We start from the raw sequence: 22,808 nt of genomic DNA, 5'->3' as shown, positions 1-22,808 counted from the left end.
GCGAGTTTATTTGGTTTATTTATGTCAGATAACAAGAGTCACATTAATCATTTGCTTAGCAATGAGCAAAAATGGCAACACAGTTACGAGCAACCTATTTCTTATGCACCCCTTGTGCAATTGGCTAATAGTAGCTGGGTGGTGCCACAGCATTTTTTACGTTACAAGCACACGCTTGAAAGCGTAAACGAAGTGCTTGAGAGTATTGAATTTTCGGCTCACTTTAGAGTGCTTGCTGCGCAAAAAGGTGAAGAAATTTACTTGCAAGTAGCAGTGCTCAGCCCAGATAACTATCAAAAAAGTGCATCTACAAATGAAGGCAAAGCCAAAAAGCTATTATTTGGCAGACGCTGGATAGTAGAGGAAAACCTACCTACTTCAGAGCTTATTCAAACAGCATTTTTAGCGTTAAAAGTAGCGCGTGAACATGAAGTAAGAGAGCTTTTTCAGTTAATGCAAAGCGGCGCAACAAGCACGCCATTTAATAACCACCACGATTTACCTGTAATGGCGCAAAACCCCGAGCTTGTTAAAAGTGTAAGTGCTGAAAGCCATGTAGATGAAGTACTTAAACGTATTGTATTTGCAGGAAAAAGTATTGAGCTTAAAAGTCAGCAGCAAATAGCCAAGCAACATTTATATACTGTTGAGCTGTTGTGTGAGAATTGCCAACTTAGCGAGTTTAATAACAAAACTATTTCGTTTTTAACAGCAGATCCATCAGCTAATAGCTTTTTGCACGCCTTAATTACAGTATTGGTAGCCACAAGCAATGATTACGTAAACGAGCAATTTAAGTACAAAGGTTTTGCCCGTTTTAGTAAGCACGTTGTGGTTGAGCAAATAGGTAACTTAAGTATCGCTATGCGCTCGCCAAGTACCGTAGGGCTTTGCTCTATGGGTAAGCAACATGCAAATAAGTTAAACTTTGAGATAGACAGTGGCCGAGCTCCACAGGGTTGCGGGCAAGCTATTGGTGGGTTTTTAGCTGCTCATGGCATTGAGCAGCCAGAAAATGCACATTTATATCCAAATTACTTATAACAACTAAAGTTTATTAATTTCATCTTTAACGTTAAAGCTAGAATCAGTAACAATAGCCTCAAGTGTTTGTACACGCTCTTTTAATGCAAGCACTTGTGCGTTTGTTTCAGCTAATTGTTTATGGGCATCGCTGTTGTTGTTTTGCATTTTATGCTTAAACTCAAGATGCTTTTTATACATATCGTAAACCACTCCTGAGCCAACCGAAATTAGCACAATAAGTACAATCATCGTAGTTCCAGACATAACCTCATTCCTTATCATTTTATTATTCGTTTATGGTTAAAGTATAACCTTTAAGCGCTTATGATAAAGCTGACAATTGTAACTTAATTTGTATAGCTTAATTAAGCTCAGCTTTGAGCGTGTTCATAATTCATACATTTTTTATATTGTTTAATGGCGATAGTGCCTCCATATAATAAACATACTTTAGCCAATACAGAGAGTTGCCATGTTAAATAATAAAATACCTCCCGTTATTGTTGTGCTGTTTTTTGCAGGCATAATGGCGCTTATTGCGCATTACAGTGTTATTGATTTCACCGCCTTTATTACCTACTTAGCAGCAAGTTTGGTTATTATAGGGTGTGGTTTTTGTATTGCAGGGGTGGTGAGTTTTAAAATAGCAAACACCACAGTAAACCCTAGTAAACCTGAGCAAGCGTCAAAACTTATTACGAGCGGCATTTATAAAATTTCCCGTAACCCAATGTATGTGGGTTTTGCATTTATTTTAGCTGGGTGGGGTATTTGGTTGAGCTCATTGTGGGCACTTTTATGTATTGTCGGGTTTATTGCGTATTTAACGTTTTTTCAAATAATACCCGAGGAGCGAGCGCTCACTAAATTATTTGGCGAAGAGTTTACCACTTACAAAGCGCGCGTAAAACGCTGGTTGTAATCTCTACGTTAAAATTAAACAAACAAAAAAAGGCTATCGATGATAGCCTTTTTTGTTTGTAGCAACTGTATTACTAATTAATTGCTGCTTATTCGTATTCTAACGGGTCTGTAATGTTATTTAGTGCAAATGCTTCAAGGCGTTCTTGGCACGCGCCACATTTACCACAGGCCTTTTCACGGCCGTTATAACAAGTCCACGTTTGGCTGTAATCTAAACCCATTTCAATACCGTCGGTTAAAATACCAATTTTAGTATTGTTTAAGTATGGGCTAAAAATTTCTACAGCGTCGTAATTAGCAATACGGCACACATCATCCATTTTTTGCACAAATTCAGGACGGCAGTCGGGGTAAATAGCATGATCCCCAGAATGAGCACCGTAATAAACTTGGCTAGCTTTAAGTGATACCGCGTAACCAACCGCAAGCGAGAGCAAAATCATATTACGATTAGGAACAATCGTACTTTTCATGCTTTCTTCTTCGTAATGGCCTTCTGGCACGTCAATATCATCAGTAAGAGATGAGCCACCAATAAGTTGGTTAATCGCCGAAATATCAACAATTTTATGTGGAACGTTTAATTTTTCGCACACACTTGCCGCCACTTTAAGCTCTTTTACATGACGCTGACCATAGTCAAATGATAGGGCATATACATCATGGCCTTGTTGCAGGGCTTTATTTAATACGGTAAATGAGTCCATACCGCCGGAATAAATAACAACTACTTTTTGCGTCATATCTGTTTTGCTCTTAGTTTTGATAGAGGTTTATATCAGGGCGCGATATACTACACGGCCGCAGCTTAAATAACAATTTTTGCACAGCGCTTTTTAGTTTTTTAATAGTAGCAATTTGGCTGCTAGGTAGTAAGTGAGATCTCTTTTGTACAAAATTAATGAAGTGTTTGAAACCATTCAAGGTGAAGCTAGCTTTACTGGCACACCCTCAATATTTTTACGTCTGCAAGGCTGCCCAGTAGGCTGCTCTTGGTGCGACACTAAGCAAACGTGGGATGTTGATAATGTATATAAAGTATCGCTGGATGAAACCGTAGAAAAAAAAGCCGACTCAGATCATTGGGCTAACGCCAGTGCAGAGCAAATTTTAGCGTTGTTTCAATCACGTGGGTATACCGCAAAGCATGTTGTAATTACTGGCGGCGAGCCATGCATGTTTGATTTAAATCCAGTCTGTAACTTATTACACGAACACGGTTTTAGCACACAAATAGAAACCAGCGGCACGTTTGAAATACTCGCCCCAGAGCAAACATGGGTCACTGTATCGCCTAAAATAAACATGCGCGGTGGTTACGAAGTACTTACCAGCGCCATGAAGCGCGCCAACGAAATTAAACACCCCGTTGCCATGCAAAAGCATGTTGAAGAGTTAGAAGAATTATTTGCTAAAACAGGCGTTAATCCTAAGCTTGTTTATTTACAGCCAATTAGCCAAAAAGTATCAGCAACAAAATTAGCAATCGACACCTGTATTGCCAAAAACTGGCGCCTATCAATACAAGTACATAAGTATTTAGGAATTAGTTAAAGCCAGCTTAAAGTTATAGTACGTATGTTGGGTAGAGCGAAGCTAAACCCAACAAATATCCACTTCCGCACCATTTTCTAATAACGTTTTATAATATTTAAATACGCAGGTCGGATAAGCGAAGTACCAACCGACAACCCTAAAACTCATATCTTCTTCGCTAATAGCCATAACTAGTTTACTATGCGCGACTTAAAAATATTCTACTACTTACCACTAGGCTTATATGTCCGCAAACGCGCTTTACACCGACCTTTCTGATTACTACGACTTAATGTGTGCAGATATTGATTATCAAGCCCAAAGCAATTCTATTCACAGGCTGCACCAAATTTTTGGTAATGGTGCAAACACCCATCTAGATTTAGCATGTGGCACCGGCCCACATGTACGCCACTTTATTGATAACGGTTATAAAAGTAGTGGGCTTGATTTAAACCAGCCAATGCTAGATAAAGCAAAAACTCGCTGCCCAGAAGCGCAATTTTCATTGCAAAACATGAGTGAATTTAAGGTAACTGAGCACTTGGATTTAATTACCTGCTTTTTGTATTCAATCCATTACTGCGACGGCATTAATAAACTAAAAGAGTGCCTTGCTAGCGTATACAATGCATTAAATGTAGGTGGAATATTTTGTTTTAACACGGTTGATAAAAACAAAATCGACAGCGATTCATTTGTAGAGCACACCGCAACAAGCGAAAATAGCTTCTTCACATTTCGCTCTGGCTGGCACTACAGTGGCACTGGCTGCAAACAGTTATTAAAACTCAGCATAGAAAAAACCACCGCAGATAAAACACTCGTATGGCACGACGAGCACCCAATGGTTGCTTTTAGTTATACCGAGCTTAAAGAAGCCCTAAAGCCGTACTTCGAAATCCACATATTTGAACATGACTACGACAAAATAACCCCATGGGCACAGCGCTCAGGCAACGCCATTTTTGTCTGCGTAAAAATTTAAGGCAAACATTCATCAAGAAGAGATAAAAGTTTGGGTAGAGCGTAGCTAAACCCAACGAACCTCCAATACCACGCCCCAATAACCCCGCATTATATATTTGAAAACGTAGGTCGGATAAGCGAAGCGCCATCAGACACAGTAACTTATTTAAGTTTCGGCGAATATAAACAGCTAATTAATTATGATGTATGAAGTCAAGATTTTTTAGAGGTATCTCATTTTCCACCTGTAAAGTGGGCTTAATGCAACCATATTGTTCTGCTAATTCAGTAATTGGCCTTTTCCTCTATTTATCTCTTCCATAATGAGATTCTTACGTTCTTTTTTATACATTTATTAACCTGCGATTTATGTGACTTAGGATTGCTAAGTATACATGCTGCTATAAAACTTAGACAATCTAAGTACCGTCATAAATTATGCTAAACAACTTATTTTGCAATTTAAAAACCCTTTTCCAATGCGCCTTAAAAACGCTAGAACAGTCGCTAAATTATCTCAAAAAGAGCTTGGGATTAGAATTGGTATGGAGCCAAGCTCTGCGAGCGGACGTATGAACCATTATGAAAAGGGTAGACATTTTCCTGATGTTAATACTCTAAAACGCTTAGCTGAGGAACTAAATGTGCCTCTTAATTACTTCTTTTGTGAAAAGGGTTTAATGGCTGAAATGGTTTTACTATTTAACTCTCTTACTGATGAAGAGAAAGAAAAGCTGGTGCAGGAACTTAAATCTAAATATTAACTAATAGGGAGCATTCAATTTATCAGTTTGGATGTATAATTAGGATTCAATTATTGAGAGAAAAGGATGAGTAGGAAAAGGCAAAGTAGAAAACCAGAAAAAGTAAAAGAAAAGCCTGTAATGGACTTAGTAAAAAGAATACTTCCAAGAAGAAATTTGTCTCTTAACTACATAAATGAAGTTAAAGAAAATTATGTGGAATTTGTATATAGATACAAAGGCCGAAGTTTCAATATGGTATTAAAGCACCTCTTAAGCAATCAATATTTCAGAGAAATATCTTCAACTTTTAATTTTAATTTTGAAAAAAAACCTAGAGAAATGGTTTTTGAAGATATTCCACTTGAATATTTACTTGATATTTTATTAGTTCCACTAACCTTATATTCGGATAAAGTAAAAAGTTTTAATATTCTTAGAGTAAAATTTGAAAAGCTTTTCATATATGGCAATAAAGCTGAAATATCTCTTCTTTTAGATGAAATTAAGAGAGATTATGGTGATACTCTTTGGTTTGTTAAGGCAAAAATGATGTACTTAGAGCACTATGGTGAGCATGGTGAATTAAAAGACTACATAAACCACTTTTCAAATAAAGAACTACAATATAATATTTATAAAAATCTTAGTAGCTTATCTGCAATATTTGAGACTGCTGATCCAAAGTTAATAATTGAAAATACATTGGTTAGAGACATCAATGAGTTTATTGATGGAGAGGCGCTTGACTTTGCTTCTATAACGATATTAATGTTTATACCTTTTCCAAACAAGTTTGAAGTACACCCGTATTACTCTTTTAAGTGGTTGCAAGATTATAACTATCTTGATTCATTTATACTTTTGAAAGAGATCTCAATACAGGCTGATATTATTGAAAGAACTTCAATAGATACAGGGGAGGAAAGCTTAATAAAGAAAAAGATATTGAATATAATTGAAGTTATTGAACCTGATTGGAATAAAAGGCGGGTTTCAAAAAATAAACATTATGAATTATATAAAAAAGGTTCCTATGATGAGGTTGTTGACGAGTTTGAATCAATGGAGTCTTTAGATGATATATTAATATCAAATCTAAATATATATGCAAAAAGTTACATCTACTCACGTAGCAAACCTTCAGAACGTATTCCTGGGTTTCTAAAGTTGTGTATATTGAATTTAATTAATATATATAAGCTAAAAGATATTCAGCAGTCCGTAACCAATTTAGAAACAATAATATATAATACAAACCATTTTGATATTTCTAAACATGTAACAGTTGCATTATACAAAGCTCTGCCATATGGCTACTCATCAATGCATCGCCTTCAAGTTTCATTTCTAACAAGATACACGTACTGTGGGGGAACTGAGTCTGTTCATTTACTTCCTTTTAGTCCGTATCAAGTAATTAAAGATAGATTACTTGATAATACAGAGAAACAGATCGCTAAAAGATTATATCTAGAAAACCCAACTAGAAATAATATTGAAAACTATAAAAACCTAAAACCTATATATAAGGATGTTTTAGAACTAGTAGCTGCTAAAATGATAGAGACTAAACAGCTTGAAGAGTTGTTAAATTTTTCCGTAAACGAGCTGTTGAAAAATGATTCATCTTATATTTGTTTTCCTATGCAACTTATTTCTGAGTATGTTGAATCAAATCAACTAGAGAGTGAAGATGCTGTCATATTTAATTATTTTTATAGTTTATTGATAAATAAAGATAGAGTTGATTACCTAAATCAAGTTTTTGATGAGTTTATATTGAATATGGGTATTGAGCGGCCGAGTGATATATTTGAAAGTAAGGAAAAGTTGTCAGATAAAGAGATGTTTATAATGAGGGAGGTTTCAAAAGTCTCTGTAATGGACTATATGGGGTGCTTTGTTGGAACTACGGATATTATGTATGAAAGAATTAACATACTAAACTCCTTAAAAAGCCTTGGCTTGCATGAAGATGAGCAATTAGAGAGCGAGTACCAAGATATACTAAAAGAAATACTTTTAGATGAAGCAACGGCAACATTAAATACGGCTAAAGTTCAAGTTGATAAACAATCAATATTCAAGGTTAATGCTAGTAAAATAAAATCATTAGGGGGGCAGTATTTTGTAGCTCTTGATAAATATAATGAAAATAAATCTAGTGAAGATGATTATGTGTCTGTATATAACCTCCTTGTAGATATTTATCAGTTTTTAATGTCTGAGTATTTACATAATTTGGAGTATGGTCTTGATAGTAACTTAAGTGGTGAAATTAGACATACCTATTTTAGTAATCTTATGAGTTCTAAATTTGAAACCAATAACCTCATCACTGAGTTGAAAGGAGATAGGTATAAATCCAACGAATACTGGTTAGACTACTACCAGATTGTTCATCCGAAAATTACGGGTGAGATGGATAAGAGGTTAATGAAATTTTCAAAGGACTTTAATGAGCTATTAGATATAGCTGAAAGTTGGATGAAGGTCTCGATTGATAATTCAAAGCCTGAGCGTGTATTTGTTTTTGATAATGCAAGTGATTGTTTTTCAAACGATATAGATAGATTCTTTAAAGCGAGTTCCTTAGATGAACTTGTAATATTAATATTTGATAGTTTAAATCAACAATTAGATAGTTGTCTTAAAGTTATGAGGTCGAAAATAGACCATGACTTTTCAATTTCATTAGATGACTTGTTCGAGGAGCTTATTTACGATTTAGATAGAATCAAACAAGGCTCATCTCTCACAGAATTAATTAGAGTCGTAGATAAAGTTAGGAATGATATTAAAGAAGATGTAAAAACATTAAGCGACTGGTTTAATCTTAGAAGTCCCAAAATTTTTAGCTCTTATTTATTAACAGAAGTCCTTAGAATATGTGAACGATGTTTAGGAATTGAAGTTGATAGCACAGAAAATAGCTGTCCAGACCGAAACCCTGTCCCTGAAGTTTCAGGCGATTATGTACCATCTTTGGTTATGGCATTAAATAACTGTATTTTAAATGCTAAAAAACATTTGAGTAATAATGAAGTTGTCAAAGCCAAAATCATTGGTAAAAAAGACGGTAGTTATCGCATGCAAATTTTGAATTCTATTTCAAAAGAACATGAAAATTGCATGTTGGCGGGTGAACTTATACGAGCTAGAAGTAAGCTAGAAAACATGAATGCAAACTCTCTTTTAGTAAAGGAAGGAGGTACAGGTTTATATAAATCTAAGTTTAAGTTGTTATCCTTATCAAATAATTTTGATTTGAAAATAGATATAGTTGACAAAAACTTTATTACCGAGGTGTCTTATAATGTTTAATATACTAGTGGTTGAAGATAATTTTAACAAGATGAATAAGGTTATTGATTGTATAAATAGTAATTTATCAGATGTTAACTTGGAGGTAGGTGAATCCTTTACTTCTGGCTGGAAAAAAATAAACTCAAAACACTTCGATCTTATTTGTTTAGACATGAGTTTACCAACATTTGACCAATCAGATAGTGAGGTTGGAGGCCGGTTCCGAGTGTTTGGTGGAAGAGAATTAGCTCAAAAAATGAAACGTAAAAACATAAAGTCGAAATATATATTTATAACACACTATAAAAATTTTAGTGATCACAATAAAAGTTACTCTTTCGATGAATTAAAAGTAGAGTTGTTAGATAGTTTTAAAGAAAGCTGTATAGATGTCATTTTTTTTAGTAATAAAAGTAGTGAGTGGCGGGATACATTTTCTAATCACTTAGTGGAACTTAATAGATGAAAATTGCTATTGCTGATGATGATCCCAAAAGAAGTCATAAAATTAAAAACCTTTTAATAAATGAATGTAATTTAATAGAAAGTGATATTGAGATATTTCATACAACTCAGTCTATTAAGGGTGCTCTAAGAAATATTTATTTTGATATAATGTTTTTAGATGTAATTATGCCTCGTAGAGATGAAACTCCGTCTGCGATGACATCTTTTCGTCTATTGAAAGAATTAGAGTCTAATATAAAAATAAAGAAACCAGATACTATTATTGGGATAACTGCTAGCACTGAGGATTTTCAAGACTTTAGAAGTGAATTTGATAAAAGGTGCTTCACACTAATAGAGGCAAGAAGAACAAGCTCCAATTGGCAAGAAAAGATTGTAAGTGCTGTTAAATATAAACAGTCAAATAGACTTGGTCGAAGTACAACTGATAAGGCTATTTATTGTTACACTATTCATGGTATTAGAACCAGAGGTGCGTGGCAGCAAGATTTGAAAAAAATAGTGCAAAAAAATGTAGATAATGTGGAATTTGGAACCTTTAAATATGGTTATTTTTCAATTTTTTCATTTTTTCTTCCTTTTTTAAGGTGGCCAGCGGTTAACAGCTTTGCTTCATCTTTAGATGAGGTGTTAGAAAAAAATAAAGAGAAAAGAATAATTTTGTTCTCTCATAGCTTCGGTACTCACATCTTAATTAAAGCATTAGAAAAGTTAGTTAAAAAAAAGGAGTATAAAAATCTATCCACAATAGTTCTATCTGGTAGCGTGTTAAGAAGGAACTATAGTTTTAGAAATATTCAGAAACAGACTAATGCCAGAATAATTAACGACTGTGGCTCTTCTGATTATATATTATCACTTAGCGAAGCGTTTGTTCCTTTTTCTGGTATGGCTGGAAAGGTAGGTTTCAAAGGAAAGAATGACAGTACTTTTATTAACAGAATCTTTGATGGAGGTGGGCATAGCCATTACTTTGACCAAGATGGTTACTTCATAGAAACTTACTGGTTACCTCTTTTTTATGAAGATTATGAAGTAGAAATGATTGATAATAGAAAGGATAGCTTTTTTCGCCTTGGACTTCTTGATAAAACGACTACACTCCTTGGGGCTTTTAAAGAATTTATTTATATTTTATTTATATTATGGGGAATATATATTTTTTTTAGTTAGTGATTATTGCATAAACACCTAAAAAGTCAGGGTGTTTATGCAGGTAGTTCAATGTATCAAACCTACAATTCATAAACCAATCAAGGGAATACAACTCGTTTCTATTACTCGTTTTGCAAATAGCCTAGCACTACTCCGTGGTGCTCTTTAGTTTTGAACTTATTGAAAACATGTTCCACATCTCCATTCTCATTTACTAAGAATGAGGTATGCACTAAACCATATTTTCACGGCCCATGCACTTCTTCAGTTGCCAAACACCATAAGTTTCACCGACAGCAAACCGAAGGGGTCAAGCAAACCGAAGGGGTCAAATCTTGACTTCATATATCAAAATTATTGCCTACCTACTTATCCCTCAATCATGCTTTCACTTAACCAAAGATTTAATAACTAGCATAAAAAAGCGTTGCCCTTGAGCAACGCTTTTCTGTATTTGTCTAATAGCTGTCAGCTAATTTACTGTGCCGCTAGCTTATTCTGCCACAAACTTATTCTGCAGCTAAATAGTCCAACACTACTTGATGGTGATCTTTAGTTTTAAACTTATCAAATAGGTGTTTTATTTTACCGTCTTGGCCTACTAAAAATGTTAGGCGGTGAATACCATCGTACTCTTTACCCATAAATTTTTTGTAGCCCCATACACCAAATGCTTCAGCAATGGCGTGGTCTTCGTCGGCTAGTAAATCAAAATTAAGCTCTTTTTTAGTTTCAAAGTTTTTAAGGCGCTTAATTGGGTCTGGGCTAATACCTACAACGCGGGTGTTAAATTTAGCAAGCTGTGCTTGCTCATCGCGTAGGTTTTCGGCTTGTATAGTACAACCCGGCGTTGACGCTTTAGGGTAAAAGTACACAAGCACTTGTTGCTCTTTTAACAGCTCGCTTAATGTTACTGTTTCGTCGTTTTGGTTTTGTAGGCTAAAAGCGGGTGCAGTATCGCCAGCTTGTAATGGACTAATTGTGTTCATGTTTAGCATCCTTAACGAATTCGTTTAAAAATATAATCTACGTTTAGCGTGTGAGAAAGGCTCTCAAAACTAATTTTAAATTGATCTATATCTACATCAACTGGAATATTAAATTCGATTTCACAACGCATTTTCATGTCGACTTTTTCATCGAATGTATCTGACTTTAATGAACAAATGCTGATGTTGTTATCGGCAAAAAAGCGCGTAACTTTGCTCAATGTGCCAGGGGTGTCTATGCCAGTGTATTCTAGGGTGTAACCTGCACAAAACTCACTAGGAGTATGACTCGCTGTACGCTTCATCATGGTTAGCAGGCCAAGTTCCATGGCTTTAGTAGGCAGTACGTGCTCTATGCGGCTTATTGCCGACATGTCGCCGCTGAGTAGCATTATGAAGGTAAATTCGCAGCCTAAAATAGCAATACGGCTGTCAATAATGTTGCAGTGGCAATCACTAACCAGTTGGGTTAGTTCACTTACAATACCGGGTCTGTCTTCGCCAATCGCTGTTAAAACAATTTGATGATTTGAAAATGCAGTCATGAGTTCAAATACCTTGTTACTTGGATTATATCAACCGAGTTGGCAACACCAAAAATACACACGAGAAGTTGCACGGCGGCGAAGTTTAACACAAAAAGGGCTCTAAACTACAGCACACGCTAATTAAGCGCTTTTAAAGTGCGGTGTTTCTTGTTTTTACTGGCACGGGAAAGTACCATAGCTAAAATTTGCTTATTTGCGCTTAGTTTTATTGCTAAGTAGAAGTGCTGAACTTTATTGCATTTAGGCAGCCAAATAATAAATGTAAAGTTAATATTGATTTTACACTGAACCAAATCGGCATTACCCACTCATATATTTGTTAAAACAATTAAAGGGTATGCTAAGGAGAAATATCTGTGCAGTATTGGATCCCAAAAGCACTTGCAGTAAGTGTATTGGTAAGTTTATCAGGGTGTAGTGTATTTATTAATAAGGCACATGACGAACGTAACTATCGTACGCATGAGCCTGTAAAAGCACCAACGTCGTTATCTCAACCAGCTCAAGACCCAGTTTATAAAATGGATGTAGGTCAATACGACAACAATCCTGAAGCTACAAATTACCGCCCACCGGCACAAGTATTAACAATTGCTAAAGGCAGTTGGGTAGAAGAGACAGATAAACAAGCGCGTATTTATTTTGATAAAAACGATGGCATTGCTGATTTAGATGAATTTCTTTGGGATACGATTCAATCGGTACTTGCTGATAATAACGCGGGCACAACTAAAGAAGATAAGCTACTTGGTATTATTGAAACTGATTGGTACTCAATCATCAAAACAGAAGAAAGCTTTTGGTGGTGGGGCGATGAAGTTAACGATGATTTAGAAAAATTTAGATTCACTATTGAAGAAAAGTCACATCAGCGTACTGCGTCTTTACGTGTAGAGCTGATAGATTTTAAAGGCGACCATACACTTACTGATTTGTTAAAGCAGCAGTTAGAAGTACGTGCGCTTAACCAAGTAGTGAGCGAGTTTGATTACCGTTACCGTCAACTTGAAGTTGATATGCGTAAACGCCAAGGTATTATTTCTCTTGAAATGGGTTTTGATAACAAAGGTAATGCAGCACTTGTAACTGAGCAATCTTACGAAGCTGTGTTTGATCGTTTCTCTGGCTTTTTAGAGCGCTTGTCGTTCACTATTGTTGAAATTAACCCAGATACGGGCTTAATTACTGCTGATTATACTAAACCGGAAACAAGCGTTTGGGATTCAATTTGGGGTGATGACGTAGCTCAACTACCTATTGATGAAGGCCAATACCAAATTTTAGTAAGTAAAACTAAAGAAGGCGGTACTAGCTTAACGTGGATGGATGAGAAAGGCGAAACGCTTGAACCAGGTACTATGAATGGTTTACAACAAGCATTAGAAGCAGCACTCATTCAGCGCGGCATTAAAATTTAAATAATAATAAGTTTTACCACAAAAAGAGCGCTATGCTCTTTTTGTGGTTTTTATAGGTTAATAAATATGTCTCAGCTACCTCATCGTTCACACTATACGTGGCGCACTTGGTTTACTTTTTTGGTTCCTTCGTTAATTGGTGTGTTTTTATTTATGACACCCATTAGTACCTCGCAAGGGATGACCATTCCTATTGCCGTTATGGCAAAAGCGGTTCAAGCAATGATGCTTGGCTCTGCTCAAGCAATTATTACTCTCATTATTTGTATTACAGGGGTTATTTCTGTAATTACTAAAGTGTTTAAACCCGCCGCTATATGTAACTCACCTTTGTTAAAGCATTTATTTGACGTGAGCTGGACATGGCTGGTGGTACGCTTATTTGGTATGGCGTTTGGTTTAATGACGTACTTAAGCCTAGGTAGCGAGATGATTACCTCGGCCAATACTGGCGCGCTGGTATTAAATGACTTATTGCCAGTGTTGTTTTCGGTATTTATTTTAGCGGGCTTATTACTGCCGCTATTAATTAACTTTGGTCTACTAGAGCTTGCTGGTACGTTAATGACTAAAGTAATGCGCCCTGTATTTGGTGTACCTGGTAGAAGTGCGGTTGACTGTACTGCATCGTGGTTAGGTGATGGTAGTGTAGGTATTTTGATGACTGCAAGGCAGTACGATCAAAAGCACTATACACAACGCGAAGCGGCTATTATTGGTACTACGTTTTCAGCGGTTTCAATTACGTTTAGTTTAGTGGTGCTTGGGCAAGTTAAACTTGAATACCTATTTGCACCGTTTTACGCAACGGTATGTTTAGCCGGTATTGTTGCCGCTATTATTGTGCCGCGATTACCGCCACTGCGCTTTAAAAAAGACTTACTAATTGATGGTACTGAGCCAGATAGAGACGCTGAAACAATTCCGGGCCATAAAACTTTATTTGGTCATTCGTTAGATGTTGCACTCGCAAAAGCTGATAACTCAACGGGTGTTAAAGGTACTATAAAAGAGGGCGTACATAACGCGCTTGATATGGTATTTGGTGTGTTGCCAGTGGTTATGGCAGTAGGTACATTTGCACTGATCATTGCTGAGCATACGCCTATATTTCAGTATTTAGGTATGCCATTTGTGCCATTTTTAGAGTTATTACAAGTACCCGAAGCTGCAGCAGCATCGCAAACTATTATGGTTGGTTTTGCTGATATGTTTATTCCGTCAATATTAGCAGCAGGTACTATTGAAAGTGATGTAACGCGCTTTATTATTGCAGCCATGAGCGTAACGCAGCTTATTTATATGTCTGAGGTGGGCGCACTTTTACTTGGCAGTAAAATACCGGTAAATATTTTAGAGTTGTTTATTATATTTATTTTGCGAACGCTAATTACTTTACCTGTTATTGCGCTGATGGCGCATTGGCTAGTAGGCTAGGTTTAGCATGTATTAAAAGCCCTGATTAATCAGGGCTTTTTTGTGTCTGTTGTATTTTTAATATTGGCGTTGGGCTTTTTAAACTCCGTTTTTGCAGAGAGCCTAATCAGCGCAATATTACCAATGATAATGGCAAAAACAACGGCGACAATAATTACAATATGCCAAGTTTGCATAACCACTTACCTACTTTAAACAGGGGATAAGTGTGACCGTTTTACGCTATAACAGCAATTAAATTACTTAAAACACAATCAATAACGTTAAAAGCGTCTAGCTACCGAAAGTGTTAAAAAGTTAAGCCCAGGGTTTGGCTCTTTAAAGCCTGCGTTTGAGTAGTGAATAACTCTAAGAGCAACGTTAGTGTGGCCAAAGTCGGCAACGAGGCCTATACGGTCTTCAAACTGGTAGTGAGTGCTTATGTTTTTACCGGCAAACTGCGTCTCATCAATCAGTGATACACCAATTCCTGCTTCTACATAAAATGGGGTGTTGTTAAAACTAAAGGCAGGAAATTGCAGCACAGGTGACATAGCAAGTACTAGGTTTGATTGTGTTTCATCGCCGTGGCGGTATTCCCACATGTTTACGCTGGTTTCAAAGTAAAAGCGAGCATCGCCAATAAGGTTTTGCATACTAGGCGCATGATACTGATACGCAAGCTTAACGCCGTTTACGTTACCTTCGCCTTTGAGAAAATCAACAGCATAACCATGGTTCGATTGAGCAAAAGCAAGTTTGCCAAAAAGTGAAACTACTAATGCAAAAGAGATAATAAGTGTTTTAAGTGACGTTTTCATAGGTGCCAAATGTTTGTTTGATTTAAGTTGATAACTAAATGATAAGGGCGACCTATTAACAATTACAATGAGGACAAAATGCCGGTTGTATATGAGCTGTTAATGGCGGTTTCTAACTGATTGAATTTATTTTAGTTATTTAATTGGTGCTGTTTGGGCATTAATAAGTTGCTTATTTGTGCCTTTTTTATTGCGTATAGTTCGCGTAAATTACAGCCATCTTAATCACACAGACATATACAATTATGAAACTCTTTAAACTATTCGTTTTAGCCACTGCTTTTTTTAGTAGTTCGTTATTTGCACAAACTCAGCAATCGCCAGATCAGTTACTTGAATCAGTAGCCGATAAGCTATTTGCAGACATTGGCCAAGTAAATTCAAAAGGCACAGCAAGTAAAGACGCGATGGCTGCCATTGTTGAAAAACGTTTAATGCCGCATATTGATGTTAAGTTTGTGTCGTTTAAATTATTAGGTAAGCACATTAAAGGCATTGAGCGCGAACAGGCTGTTCAATTCATAGATGCAGTAGAGCATTATTTAACAGGCACATACGCTGGTGCACTAATGAAGTACACAGGTCAAAAAGTAGTGTTTGAGCGTAATAACGCAAAAAGTGACTCTGAGTACGCAACAGTTAACACACAAATTATTGAGCCAAATGCGCCTACAATCGACTTAAGTTTTAAGCTTCGTTTAGGTAAAAATGATGAGTGGAAAGTATACGATATTGTTGCCGAAGGTATTTCACTATTAAGTGCTAAGCAAAAAGAGATTATTCAACGCATTTCTGAAGTGGGTTTAGATCAAGTTATTAGCGAGTTAAAAAGTAAATAAACTATTTGTCTGGCTCTGATTAAGCCCAACTCCAACCTCAAAAACGGCCAATTACCTATGTACTTGGCCGTTTTTATATTCTTGTCTACGGTAATCCTAAAGGATTGTTGCTATTGCGTAATTTTGCGCTAGCAGCAAAACAAAGGTGTGCTAGAATATCGACACTTTGATTAAGCGTGGTGTCAGCTAAAAACTGATATAACTTACCACCCCCAAGCCACACTGGAGTTGTGTTGTTTTAATGGAAAATGTACTGATTTGGCCAAAGGAATACCCATTACTTATTAAAGGACTGGTAGAACAAAACGGTGCCTTTATTTTAGATGCTTTGGAAGCTTGGCCTGCTTGTCGTTCTACAAATGAAGACGATGGTGTATGCACCACCGTGTTACCGCCTATTTATTATTTGGCATGGTTAACCCCGTTAGAGCCATTTGAAGAATGTTATTTTCAACATATCTCTGAATATGACGAAGACGCACAAGCGTATATTAGTGCGGTTAAAAGCCATTACTACGATAATGAATACACCCCTGAAAGCTTAGTGCTTATGCTATGCCAGCGCCTTGAAAAATACGCAAGCGTGGCCGCGCAAAACACCATAGATACGCCACTGTCTTTAGTTGATTTGTTTTTTAGTAAACGCTATTTCACGTTAATTGAGCATGCGTTAAATAATAAAAGTAAACTCTCGGCAAAAGATACATTAGCCCTTTGGAAAGAAGTTGATTTTAGAGAGCGCTTAAGTGCATTTATACCCGAGTCTGTTGCTGATTTAGATATGCTTTCTGAACTTGCTAGCGAAAAAGTAGCGGCGGGTAAAGACTACTTTACGTTGCTTACACAGGTTTCTCCTGATGTTGACTCTGTTGTACTGCTAGAAAAAGCATTATTAACGCACTTACGTAAAAAAACAGCCAAGCAAACAATGGCCATGCGTTTTATTGAACAAGGCGCCACAGGCGTTCTTGCTGACGAGAACAATAAAACAGCCTTCATGTGGGCCGCCGAAAAAGGCTATGTAAATGTGGTTGAAACGCTACTTGCAAAGCAAGATAAAAAAGCGGTTGATAATTTAGGTAATACAGCGCTTCATTACGCTGTATTTGCTAAAAATGAATCGTTAATGGTGCTGTTAATTAAAGCGGGTTATAACTTTAGAGCGCGCAATAAAGAAGGCTTAAGTTGTTACCGTTTGGCGGTTAGTATTAAAGCCAATAACTTGGTTAAATGCTTAGAGCGTGACTTTGGTATTAAAGAGCTTTCCCCGGAAGGGCAGTTTGATCGTATTAAAAAAGTACATGTGCTGCACGCTATTGTCACTATATTGCTGCCTTTGCAGTTGTTCTTCTTTTTTGATGAAACACTCTCAATTAAAAGTGAGCTGACGCTGGGTTTAACTATGGTTGCAGTGATTTGTTTTTTCTTTGCGACCACTTTAAAACGCTGTGCGTTATATCCACATATTAAACACCCTTGGGGTTTGTTTGTGCTTAGGGGCTTTTCGTTTATTAGCTTAATTGCTCAAATAGGGTTAGCGAGTATTGTGGTACTAGCAGCCTTAAGTGATTTGGTTTAGTCACTTTTAGAAAGTTAATAAAAAACGCGCTTAAAGCAATTTAAGCGCGTTTTTTGTATTTATAACCGTTTATGGATAAATATTATTTATTGTGCTCATTTGCTGCTTTTTCTTCAGCTAATTCTTCTTTAAGCTTACGGATTTTTAAACCCTGTTCTTGTCCGCGATGCCTTGCATAATACGTACAGCCAATAAACATTGAAGAGGCAAACACAAGCTCTAACAATACCCATATAAGCTCATCAGGAGCTGCCCAAAGCATGGTTAAGCCGTGTATAAAATACAGCATTACAATAAAGTTAGCCCACGCATAAGTGTAAGTATAGTCTTTTATTATGCCTCTTAGCGGCAGTAGTAATGGAATAATAGGCACAAATAAAGACACTAAACTCGCATTACCATTTAAAGGTGGTACAAAATACATCCACAGTGGAATAAGAACAAGTAAACCTACATAGCCAAATAGTGCGGCACGCTGAAATTTTACTGTAATTGGCTTTTTAGCTGGGTTGTCAGCTGTATTCATTTAAGTTTTCTCGCAATGTGAGTAAGGCGTTTACCAACGCTTTGGCATATTTTAATTTCGTCTTTACTAAGTTGTGCACTATTAGCGCTGCCAGCAACGTGTGTTGCACCGTATGGTGTTCCACCTGTTTGTGTTGCAAGTAGTTCGGGTACATCGTACGGCACGCCCAGTAGCATCATACCGTGGTGTAATAGTGGCAGAGATAAGTTAAGTAAGGTTGCTTCATTACCACCATGCATACTGCTTGATGACGAAAACACACACGCTGGCTTATCTATTAACTGGCCTTTTAGCCACAAGTCGCTGGTGGTTTCCCAAAAGCTTTTAGCTTGAGAGGCCATCATGCCAAATCGGGTTGGTGTACCAAATGCCAAACCATCGCAGTTTATTAAGTCATCTTTGTTGATCACAATGTCGTGCGCATTTTTAGCCACAAAGGTGCGAAGTAGTGCGCTAGCACCTTGTTGCTCTATCGACTCTGCTATTTCGTGAGCCATTGCTTCAACTGAGCCATGGCTTGAGTGATAAAGCACCACTATGGTTGCACTCATTATAAAACGCTTAGTACGTTTTCTGGTGGGCGACCAATCGCGGCTTTATTGTTATTAACCACAATAGGGCGCTCAATTAGTTTTGGGTTTTGTACCATGGCATCTATTAATGCTGATTCATTGCTTTCATCTTTTAAATTAAGCGCTTTGTAGTCATCTTCTTTTGTGCGCATTAATTCACGTACGGATGAAAAACCAAGTTGGATTACAAGCGTTGCAATTTGCTCGTGTGTAAGAGGCGTTTTTAAATACTCTACAACACTTGGCTCTATCGCTTTACTTTGCAGTAGTGCTAGCGTTTCGCGTGATTTAGAACAACGTGGGTTGTGGTAAATAGTAACAGGCATAAAATGATTCCAAAGTGTGAATTGCGTCTATTTTAGGGTAAGCGCTTGCAGACTTAAAGTCTTGCAAGCTCTTTTTGTAAAAGTCGATACTGGGTAAGTAGTGCTTTTAAACGTTGTTGCTTTACAAGTTGGGTAGACTCTACAAAGTTAAGTGCTTTTTGTACTTCGTCTGCGGCTTTTAAATAAGCGCCATATTGCGCTAATACATCGGCGTTCGCTTCGTGATAAGAGGCTAATTTATCTTGTTTTTTATACGCATCAGCAAGGAGTTGTTTGCCTAAGTTGTGGTCGGGCTTTTCGAGTAAAAAACTCTTTAAAATATTTTCAGCAAGCTCATATTGCTCAGCTTCGAGAGCTGCATTGGCATAGTTAAGCGTAATTACCTGATTATTAGGGCGATACTGATTTAAATCAGCTAAAAACTTAACGGCTTCATCTGCCTTTTCTTGTGCGATAAGTAAATCGGTATGGGTATCTATATAAAATAAGTTTTTAGGATCGTTTTTTAAAAGCTCGTCTAATATTGGCGCTGCTTCATCAAGCTTTTTTTGATCAAGTAAGCTTATGGCTAAGCCATACTTTAATGCAGTATTGTTGTAACTGTTTTCGCGCAGTAGTTTTTTAAATAAGTCTTCTGCGTTTTCTGGTTTGTTGTCGTAGCGGGCAAGCACTCGACTTTTTGCTAAATTAAATTCAAGGCTCGCATTCATAAGACGCACAGGAAATTGCTCTGCACGCAAACGTACGTCTGACACTCGGCTCTCTGGTAATGGGTGAGTTAGCAAAAATGCTGGTGGCTTGTATTTATAACGAATTTGCGCTGCAAGTTTAGTTAAAAACTCACTCGATGCACGTGCATCAAAACCAGCATTATTAAGTGTTTGCATGCCTATGCGGTCAGCTTCTTGCTCAGCTGAGCGGCTATGTGTTAATTGGCTAAAAGCAGATTGTGTTTGGCTTGCTGATATAATGGCAATACCCGCGTCGGGTGCAACAACGGTTGCTAATATACCAGCAATCATTCCGGCAATGGTCAGTGCGCTGTTATCTTGTTGCTGCTGTATTCTACGTGCTAAGTGGCGCTGTGTTACGTGGGCAATTTCGTGACCAAGTACCGAAGCAAACTGGCTCTCGTTATCTGCTTGCGCTATTAATCCCGTGTGCACTCCAACATGGCCGCCGTAAAAGGCAAATGCGTTTATTTCTGAGTTATTTATCCAAAAAAATGAAAACGGAAAGCGTACATCGTTAGCATTAGCAACGAGTTTACGGCCAATAGTGGTGAGGTATTCATCTAGCACAGGGTCGTTTATAACTGGCGATGAACCTCGTATTTGCATCATCATCACTTCGCCAATAGCTTGTTCTTTTTCAAGTGGCAGTGCTTGTAATGCAGATGTTCCTAAGTCAGGAAGAGTAAAGTTAGTTTGCGCTTTTAAAGGTTCGCTTACTAATAAGCTAAACGTAAGCGCTGCGGTGCATAAAGTGATAAATGCTGATTTTAGCTGCATTTTATTCCTTGTTAATTTGTTCGCCAATTGCAATTTTGGCTATGTCTATTTCGTCACTGCTTGCACGGCTGTCTTTTTCGCACAATTGGTATAGTTCTTTTATTGTGACTCCATCAAGCTTTACAACGTTCAATTCTCGCTGCAAAAAAGTAATAATTTTATGTACTACTTTATGTGCGTGTAAAATAATGGCTTTATCTGCTTTGTCGCCCCGTTCAAAATAAAAGCCAATAAACTTATGTAACTGACTTATTCTGATCAGGTTTTTCATTGAATGTGGGTCCCACACTCTAAACTCCATAAAGCGATTATTTTTTATGTATTGGTCAACAATAACATCTTTAGCATAAGGCTGTGCCCAAAGCTCAAAGCCTCTGTCGGTAAAAACCTGGTGCAGCGCAATGCGAGGCTTATATTTGGTATGTATTTCACCAAAGCTGTCTTCGTGGCCTTCTAATAAATCTAAGTTCCAATTGCGTTTATCTATAAGTTGTTTAACCGCATTATCGAATCCATGATCTAAAATACCTTCTGATTCGCTTATTGATGAGGCAACAAGGTGATAAAAAGGAGGGAGTTCGCCCCAATTAATTTGCTTTTTAAACCAATTAATCTCTTTGAGTGTTGGATTACTTGGTAGTTGCGCTTTATTATGCGTGCCAGGCATTAACTTATCCTTACTGCGAGTTATGTTATAAGGATAAACTATTGCAGGTATTGTTTTAACAAAAAGTTACAACGGTTTGCGTATATAAGTATATTGACCGTAAATATGCGACTTATTATTCATTTACTATACGGATAAAGTAGTTATGGTAGAGCGCGATTTAAAAGAGTTTAAATGCCCTCAGCAATTTGTGCAGTTTAAACTTGCGCTACGAAGTGCGCAGTCATCAAAACAACGTATCACTTTTAGTCTTAATAAAGGTGAGAGTGCGAACGATATTGAACGTTTTTTGCAAAAAAATGCTTATAGTTACAATTTTGATAAACAACGTGGGTTGTTATTAGTGGAGCCATTACATGTTTGAATACGTAAAAACATGGTACGAAAGGAAGTTCTCGGATCCTCACTCGTCTACCTTATTATTTTTATTATTGGCCTCAGTAGCCTTACTTTACTTTTTTGGCTCGTTAATAGTCCCTGTGCTTGTGGCATTGGTTATTGCCTATTTACTTGATTGGCCGGTTGTTCATTTAGAGCGCGTTGGTTTAAAGCGTTTTAGTGCAACGATTATTGTAATGTTGATATTTATTAGCATTATGCTCACCCTTATTTTGGTTATTGGCCCAGTGCTTTGGAAGCAAACCAGTAACCTAGTCCAAGAAACCCCGCATATGTTAGAGCAGGGGAAGTCTTATTTAATCGCTTTACCAGAACAATACCCAAGTTTGATTAGTATTGAACAAGTACAAGCTATTGTTGCAACAGTAGAAGCTAAAATTATTGAGTTTGGTCAGGCTGTGTTGTCGTTTTCACTTACCTCTTTAAAAGATGTTGTAGCTTGGCTTATATATTTAGTACTTGTGCCGTTACTGGTGTTTTTTATGCTTAAAGACAAGCTAGAGCTAACAGGAAGTATTGCTAAACTGATCCCTCAGCAACGACGCTTAATTTTGCAAGTGTGGCATGAAATGAACCAACAAATTATGAATTACATTCGCGGTAAAGTGTTTGAAATTTTAATTGTTGGTGGTGTGTCTTTCATTGCATTTACTGTTTTAGATTTACGTTACGCCGCATTACTTGGTGTGCTTGTTGGTTTGTCGGTCTTAATTCCATTTATTGGTGCTGCACTGGTTACTATTCCGGTAGCAGCAGTTGCGCTGTTTCAGTTTGGATTAGAAACACAGTTTTGGACTATTTTAATTATTTACGGAATTATTCAGGCACTTGATGGCAACGTACTTGTGCCACTGTTGTTTTCTGAGGCAGTTGATTTAAATCCGGTGTTTATAATTGTTGCGGTATTATTTTTTGGTGGCTTGTGGGGGTTTTGGGGCGTATTTTTTGCCATCCCATTGGCTTCATTAGTAAAAGCGCTAATAACAGCTTGGTCGTCAACACATGAAGAGATAAGTAAAGAGCTCAGTGAATAATTAAGTAAACAAACTTTTAGTTTAAAAAAGAAT

At 37.0% G+C, this 22,808-nt stretch carries 25 protein-coding genes and 1 pseudogene; 14 read left to right on the top strand and 12 right to left on the bottom strand.

Going from position 1 to position 22,808, the window contains the following annotated elements; translation table 11 throughout:
• Positions 1 to 21: 21 nt before the first annotated feature.
• Positions 22 to 1,044, top strand: a complete 1,023-nt coding sequence (locus WNY79_RS18860; protein WP_342876605.1) for a hypothetical protein — start codon at positions 22 to 24, stop codon at positions 1,042 to 1,044.
• Between the two features lie 3 nt (positions 1,045 to 1,047).
• On the opposite strand, the gene WNY79_RS18855 is transcribed toward WNY79_RS18860, so the two are convergent.
• Entirely contained in the window at positions 1,048 to 1,290 is a 243-nt protein-coding gene (locus WNY79_RS18855) for a hypothetical protein (RefSeq protein ID WP_010553668.1), read from the bottom strand.
• Positions 1,291 to 1,498: 208 nt separating this feature from the next.
• On the opposite strand from WNY79_RS18855, the gene WNY79_RS18850 reads away from it, so the two are divergent.
• Positions 1,499 to 1,948, top strand: a complete 450-nt coding sequence (locus WNY79_RS18850) for an isoprenylcysteine carboxylmethyltransferase family protein (protein ID WP_294120816.1) — start codon at positions 1,499 to 1,501, stop codon at positions 1,946 to 1,948.
• A gap of 88 nt (positions 1,949 to 2,036) precedes the next feature.
• Here WNY79_RS18850 and queC read toward each other — a convergent pair whose 3' ends face one another.
• Positions 2,037 to 2,693, bottom strand: a complete 657-nt coding sequence (queC, locus tag WNY79_RS18845; protein WP_002960416.1) for a 7-cyano-7-deazaguanine synthase QueC — start codon at positions 2,691 to 2,693, stop codon at positions 2,037 to 2,039.
• A gap of 145 nt (positions 2,694 to 2,838) precedes the next feature.
• Here queC and queE point away from each other — a divergent pair, with 145 nt between their 5' ends.
• The 6 genes from queE to WNY79_RS18815 all read left to right on the top strand — a co-directional run bounded on the left by queE (position 2,839) and on the right by WNY79_RS18815 (position 10,148).
• Entirely contained in the window at positions 2,839 to 3,504 is a 666-nt protein-coding gene (gene queE / locus WNY79_RS18840; RefSeq protein WP_024591014.1) for a 7-carboxy-7-deazaguanine synthase QueE, read from the top strand.
• Between the two features lie 226 nt (positions 3,505 to 3,730).
• Positions 3,731 to 4,474, top strand: a complete 744-nt coding sequence (locus WNY79_RS18835; RefSeq protein WP_342876604.1) for a class I SAM-dependent methyltransferase — start codon at positions 3,731 to 3,733, stop codon at positions 4,472 to 4,474.
• Between the two features lie 436 nt (positions 4,475 to 4,910).
• Positions 4,911 to 5,219: a helix-turn-helix transcriptional regulator gene (locus WNY79_RS18830; RefSeq protein WP_342876603.1), complete on the top strand. Its 309-nt coding sequence runs from the start codon at positions 4,911 to 4,913 to the stop codon at positions 5,217 to 5,219.
• A gap of 66 nt (positions 5,220 to 5,285) precedes the next feature.
• Complete coding sequence (locus WNY79_RS18825) at positions 5,286 to 8,525, top strand: hypothetical protein (RefSeq protein ID WP_342876602.1); 3,240 nt, start codon at positions 5,286 to 5,288, stop codon at positions 8,523 to 8,525.
• Positions 8,518 to 8,973, top strand: coding sequence for a hypothetical protein (locus WNY79_RS18820; RefSeq protein ID WP_342876601.1), 456 nt, complete (start codon positions 8,518 to 8,520; stop codon positions 8,971 to 8,973). The genes WNY79_RS18825 and WNY79_RS18820 overlap by 8 nt, the downstream gene beginning before the upstream one ends.
• Positions 8,970 to 10,148: an alpha/beta hydrolase gene (locus WNY79_RS18815; RefSeq protein ID WP_342876600.1), complete on the top strand. Its 1,179-nt coding sequence runs from the start codon at positions 8,970 to 8,972 to the stop codon at positions 10,146 to 10,148. Before WNY79_RS18820 ends, WNY79_RS18815 begins: the two co-directional genes overlap by 4 nt.
• A gap of 104 nt (positions 10,149 to 10,252) precedes the next feature.
• Here WNY79_RS18815 and WNY79_RS18810 read toward each other — a convergent pair.
• From WNY79_RS18810 to WNY79_RS18800, 3 genes and pseudogenes are all read right to left on the bottom strand, one after another.
• Positions 10,253 to 10,428 (bottom strand): annotated as a pseudogene (locus tag WNY79_RS18810) (thioredoxin-dependent thiol peroxidase); the annotation flags it as partial.
• A gap of 211 nt (positions 10,429 to 10,639) precedes the next feature.
• Positions 10,640 to 11,119 (bottom strand): thioredoxin-dependent thiol peroxidase, encoded by a 480-nt coding sequence (gene bcp / locus WNY79_RS18805; RefSeq protein ID WP_342876599.1) that lies wholly within the window; start codon positions 11,117 to 11,119, stop codon positions 10,640 to 10,642.
• Positions 11,120 to 11,130: 11 nt separating this feature from the next.
• The gene (locus WNY79_RS18800) at positions 11,131 to 11,664 is read right to left on the bottom strand and encodes an ACT domain-containing protein (RefSeq protein WP_002963123.1); all 534 of its coding nucleotides are present in this window, start codon (positions 11,662 to 11,664) and stop codon (positions 11,131 to 11,133) included.
• A 359-nt stretch (positions 11,665 to 12,023) separates the two neighbouring features.
• Between WNY79_RS18800 and bamC the strand changes: the two genes are divergently transcribed.
• The gene (gene bamC, locus WNY79_RS18795) at positions 12,024 to 13,085 is read left to right on the top strand and encodes an outer membrane protein assembly factor BamC (protein ID WP_342876598.1); all 1,062 of its coding nucleotides are present in this window, start codon (positions 12,024 to 12,026) and stop codon (positions 13,083 to 13,085) included.
• A gap of 66 nt (positions 13,086 to 13,151) precedes the next feature.
• The gene (locus tag WNY79_RS18790) at positions 13,152 to 14,522 is read left to right on the top strand and encodes a YjiH family protein (protein ID WP_294120827.1); all 1,371 of its coding nucleotides are present in this window, start codon (positions 13,152 to 13,154) and stop codon (positions 14,520 to 14,522) included.
• A 29-nt stretch (positions 14,523 to 14,551) separates the two neighbouring features.
• Here the strand turns inward: WNY79_RS18790 and WNY79_RS18785 are convergent, their stop codons facing one another.
• Positions 14,552 to 14,698 (bottom strand): DUF2897 family protein, encoded by a 147-nt coding sequence (locus WNY79_RS18785; protein ID WP_121954333.1) that lies wholly within the window; start codon positions 14,696 to 14,698, stop codon positions 14,552 to 14,554.
• A gap of 87 nt (positions 14,699 to 14,785) precedes the next feature.
• A complete protein-coding gene (locus WNY79_RS18780) occupies positions 14,786 to 15,322 on the bottom strand; it encodes an acyloxyacyl hydrolase (RefSeq protein ID WP_002963116.1) in 537 nt (178 codons plus the stop codon).
• Between the two features lie 245 nt (positions 15,323 to 15,567).
• Here WNY79_RS18780 and WNY79_RS18775 point away from each other — a divergent pair, with 245 nt between their 5' ends.
• Positions 15,568 to 16,161 (top strand): ABC transporter substrate-binding protein, encoded by a 594-nt coding sequence (locus tag WNY79_RS18775; protein WP_101163304.1) that lies wholly within the window; start codon positions 15,568 to 15,570, stop codon positions 16,159 to 16,161.
• A 241-nt stretch (positions 16,162 to 16,402) separates the two neighbouring features.
• Positions 16,403 to 17,740, top strand: coding sequence for an ankyrin repeat domain-containing protein (locus tag WNY79_RS18770; RefSeq protein WP_002963113.1), 1,338 nt, complete (start codon positions 16,403 to 16,405; stop codon positions 17,738 to 17,740).
• Positions 17,741 to 17,822: 82 nt separating this feature from the next.
• Here WNY79_RS18770 and WNY79_RS18765 read toward each other — a convergent pair whose 3' ends face one another.
• The 5 genes from WNY79_RS18765 to WNY79_RS18745 are packed head-to-tail and all read right to left on the bottom strand — an operon-like array spanning position 17,823 to position 21,342.
• Positions 17,823 to 18,266 carry a DUF2069 domain-containing protein gene (locus WNY79_RS18765; protein WP_002961460.1) on the bottom strand — a complete coding sequence of 148 codons (444 nt, stop codon included), beginning with the start codon at positions 18,264 to 18,266 and terminating at the stop codon, positions 17,823 to 17,825.
• Positions 18,263 to 18,817: an NAD(P)H:quinone oxidoreductase gene (wrbA, locus tag WNY79_RS18760; protein ID WP_342876597.1), complete on the bottom strand. Its 555-nt coding sequence runs from the start codon at positions 18,815 to 18,817 to the stop codon at positions 18,263 to 18,265. The genes WNY79_RS18765 and wrbA overlap by 4 nt, the downstream gene beginning before the upstream one ends.
• Positions 18,817 to 19,164: an arsenate reductase (glutaredoxin) gene (gene arsC, locus WNY79_RS18755; protein WP_342876596.1), complete on the bottom strand. Its 348-nt coding sequence runs from the start codon at positions 19,162 to 19,164 to the stop codon at positions 18,817 to 18,819. The genes wrbA and arsC overlap by 1 nt, the downstream gene beginning before the upstream one ends.
• A gap of 53 nt (positions 19,165 to 19,217) precedes the next feature.
• On the bottom strand, positions 19,218 to 20,675 hold the full coding sequence (locus tag WNY79_RS18750; RefSeq protein WP_342876595.1) for a M48 family metalloprotease: 1,458 nt from the start codon (positions 20,673 to 20,675) through the stop codon (positions 19,218 to 19,220).
• Between the two features lies 1 nt (position 20,676).
• A complete protein-coding gene (locus WNY79_RS18745) occupies positions 20,677 to 21,342 on the bottom strand; it encodes a hypothetical protein (RefSeq protein WP_002961456.1) in 666 nt (221 codons plus the stop codon).
• Between the two features lie 145 nt (positions 21,343 to 21,487).
• On the opposite strand from WNY79_RS18745, the gene WNY79_RS18740 reads away from it, so the two are divergent.
• Together WNY79_RS18740 and WNY79_RS18735 are read left to right on the top strand one after the other, a co-directional pair.
• The gene (locus tag WNY79_RS18740; protein WP_002961455.1) at positions 21,488 to 21,706 is read left to right on the top strand and encodes a sulfurtransferase TusA family protein; all 219 of its coding nucleotides are present in this window, start codon (positions 21,488 to 21,490) and stop codon (positions 21,704 to 21,706) included.
• Positions 21,699 to 22,775, top strand: a complete 1,077-nt coding sequence (locus WNY79_RS18735; protein WP_024598356.1) for an AI-2E family transporter — start codon at positions 21,699 to 21,701, stop codon at positions 22,773 to 22,775. Before WNY79_RS18740 ends, WNY79_RS18735 begins: the two co-directional genes overlap by 8 nt.
• Positions 22,776 to 22,808: the final 33 nt, after the last annotated feature.

Origin of the sequence: Pseudoalteromonas sp. AS84 (genome assembly GCF_038900255.1) — a bacterium.
Lineage (GTDB): Bacteria > Pseudomonadota > Gammaproteobacteria > Enterobacterales > Alteromonadaceae > Pseudoalteromonas.
This window is presented reverse-complemented; position numbering and strand designations above follow the sequence as displayed.